Consider the following 2,912-nt stretch of genomic DNA (forward strand, 5'->3'; position numbering starts at 1 on the left):
GAGTCCGCTGCTGCTCAAGGGCTTCAAGACGAAGTACCCGGAGACGAAGCTGATCAATATGTACGGCATTACCGAGACGACGGTTCACGTGACATATAAGGAAATCACATGGGTCGAAATGGAGGCGGCGAAGAGCAATATCGGCAAGCCGATCCCGACGCTGAGGGTGTACGTCCTGGATGAAAACCGCCGCCCTGTGCCGATCGGCGTAGTGGGCGAAATGTACGTGGCCGGGGAAGGCCTTGCGAGAGGATACCTGAACCGTCCGGATCTGACGGCGGAGAAGTTCGTCGATTCCCCGTTTGCGGAGGGGGAGAAACTGTACCGCTCGGGCGACTTGGCGGCTTGGCTGCCGGACGGCAACATCGAATACCTGGGCCGGATCGACCACCAGGTCAAAATCCGCGGGTACCGGATCGAGCTGGACGAAATCGAGACGCAGCTGCTGAACGTCGAGGGCGTGGAAGAAGCGGTGGTGCTCGCCCGTCAGGACGGGGGGGGCGAGAAGGCGCTTGTCGCCTACTTTGTGGCGGACCGAATGCTGACGGTCAGCGAAATGAGAACCTCGCTGGCCCAGGGAATGCCGGGGTACATGATCCCGTCGTACTTCGTGCAGTTGGAGCGTATGCCGCTGACGACCAACGGCAAAGTGGACCGCAAAGCGCTGCCGGAGCCGCAAGGCGGCATACAAACGGGCGTCGAATATGTAGCACCGCGTAACCGGACGGAGTCCGAGCTTGTGAAGATCTGGGAGGAAGTGCTGGGCTACTCCGGCATTGGAGTCCTGGACAATTTCTTCGAGCTCGGAGGCCACTCCTTGCGGGCGACGAACCTTGTCAGCAAGATTCAGAAGGAAATGAACGTCGAGCTGCCTCTGCGCGACGTATTCCGCTACTCGACGATCGAAGAGATGGCTCTTGCCATCTCCCGGATCGGAGAGCAGTCGTTCTCGTCGATTCCGCTGGCAGGCGCAAGAGCATATTATCCGCTTTCCTCAGCTCAGAAGCGGCTGTTTATCCTGAATCAGCTGGAAGGGGCCGATCAGAGCTACAACATGCCGGGCGTGCTGCTGCTGGAAGGATCGATTGACCGGAGCCTGCTGGAGAAGGCTTTCCGCGGACTGATCGCACGGCACGAAACACTGCGAACCGGCTTTGAGATCGTACAAGGCGAAGCAATACAGCGCATTTACGAGAGCGTCGACTTTGCCGTCGAGTACCGTCATGCGAGCGAGGAAGAAGCGCCTGAAGTCGTGCAGGACTTCATCCGGCCTTTCGACTTGGCGAAGCCTCCGCTGCTGCGGGCGGAGCTCGTAGAGCTGGCAGCCGAACGTTATTTGCTGATGTTCGACATGCACCATATCGTCTCCGACGGGGTTTCGATGGACGTGTTAGTCGAGGAACTCGTTCGTCTGTACGGCGGCGAGTCATTAGAGCCTTTGCACATTCAATACAAGGACTATGCGGTATGGCAGCAGTCGGACGAGCAAAAAGTGCAGTTGAAACGCGAGGAAGCTTACTGGCTGGACCGTTACCGGGGCGAGCTGCCGGTTCTGGAAATGCCGACGGACTATCCGCGTCCTGCCGTGCAGAGCTTTGAGGGACAAACGCTGACGTCCTTCGTGGACGAGGCAACGAACGAAGGCTTGAAGCAGCTGGCCGCTCAAAGAGGAACGACGCTGTATATGGTGCTGCTTGCGGCATATACCGTGCTTTTGCATAAATACACAGGTCAGGACGATTTGATCGTCGGAACGTCGATTGCGGGCAGAACGCACGGAGACACGCAGCCTTTGATCGGAATGTTCGTCAATACGCTGGCGCTCCGCAATTATCCGGCTTCGGAGAAGACCTTCCTGTCGTATCTGGAAGAAGTGAAAGAAACGACCTTAGGCGCTTACGAGCATCAGAATTATCCGTTCGAAGAGCTCGTTGATAAAGTGCAGGTCAGCCGGGATTTGAGCCGCAACCCGCTGTTTGACACGATGTTCTCCCTACAAAACTTGGAGGATAAAGAGTTTGAGCTGGAAGGGCTGAAATTGTCCCCGTACCCTAGCGAATACGGCACGGCCAAGTTCGACCTGAGTGTGGATGTTACGGAAGAAAACGGCGGCCTGGAGTGCAGTTTTGAATTCGCAACGGCTCTTTATAAAGAAAGCACGATCCGGCGGCTGTCGACTCATTTCGGACATTTGCTTGCGGCGATCGTAAGCTGTCCGGATGCGAAGATTGCCGAGCTGAACTTGTTGACGGCAGAGGAAAAAGAGCAAATTCTCGGCGCGTTTAACCCGGCGCAGCCGGAAGCGGCTCCTGTGGCAGCGTTCCACCGGCTGTTCGAGGAACAGGCGGGGCGCACGCCGGAAGAGGCGGCCGTCGTGTACGAGAACGAGCGGCTGACGTATGCGGAGCTGAACGAGCGGGCGAACCGCTTGGCGGCCACGCTGCGCGCAAGCGGCATCGGCCGGGAGACGATCGTCGGCATTCTCGCCGAGCGTTCGGTGAACTTGCTGGTGGCTGTGCTGGCCGTCTGGAAAGCGGGCGGGGCGTATGTGCCGCTCGATCCGGATTATCCGGCGGACCGCGTGCGGTTCATGCTTGAAGACAGCGGAGCGAAGGTACTGCTGACGCAAACGCCGCTGCGAGAGCGTGCCGAAGCCTGGCTCGGCGAAGAGGAGCTGGCGCTGGCGGCGGTGCTGTACCTGGACGACGAAGCGTCGTACAGCGAGGAGCGGGCGAATGCGCCGATTGTCTCCGGCATGGTCTCCGGCAAGCTGACGGATGCTGTGGACGACGGCGATGAGAGCCATCAGAATGTTGGCACCGACAGCTTCCATGAAGCCCGTCCGGAGGACCTGGCGTACGTGATCTATACGTCGGGAACGACGGGCAAGCCGAAGGGCGTGATGATCGAGC

General features: G+C 58.8%; 1 protein-coding gene. It reads left to right on the forward strand.

What is annotated here, in order from left to right; all coding sequences use genetic code 11:
- Positions 1-2,912: condensation domain-containing protein (locus tag MKX30_RS27335; RefSeq protein WP_341063897.1), on the forward strand; the 2,912-nt coding region annotated here is incomplete at both ends.

It is taken from the genome of Paenibacillus sp. FSL P2-0173 (assembly GCF_038008045.1).
Lineage (GTDB): Bacteria > Bacillota > Bacilli > Paenibacillales > Paenibacillaceae > Paenibacillus > Paenibacillus polymyxa_B.